The sequence below is a fragment of the Methanosarcina spelaei genome (assembly GCF_002287235.1).
Lineage (GTDB): Archaea > Halobacteriota > Methanosarcinia > Methanosarcinales > Methanosarcinaceae > Methanosarcina > Methanosarcina spelaei.
Genome location: NZ_LMVP01000461.1, coordinates 1 through 294 on the forward strand (window position 1 = coordinate 1; position 294 = coordinate 294).

Consider the following 294-nt stretch of genomic DNA (forward strand, 5'->3'; position numbering starts at 1 on the left):
GAAGTGTTGGTGACAAGGCAAAGCCAATCGTGCAGGGTGGACCGACTGGGTCTCCAATTTCAGAAAACGTGTTTATGCCTGTTCACATGAGCTATGCTCTGGAAAAGGAAGTAGACACTATTGTTAATGGTGTGATGACTTCTATACGTGGAAAAGCTCCTATTCCAAAGAGCCCTTACGAAGTTCTTGCCGCAAAGACCGAAACAAGACTCATTAAGAATGCTTGCGCCATGGCTGGTAGGCCTGGCATGGCTGTCTAGGGACCAGAGACCTCCCTGTCCGCTCAGGGAAACA

Annotated in this window: 1 pseudogene; it reads left to right on the forward strand. The window is 49.0% G+C overall.

What is annotated here, in order from left to right:
- A pseudogene (locus ASJ81_RS16570) lies at positions 1 to 257 on the forward strand (monomethylamine:corrinoid methyltransferase); the annotation flags it as partial.
- Positions 258 to 294: the final 37 nt, after the last annotated feature.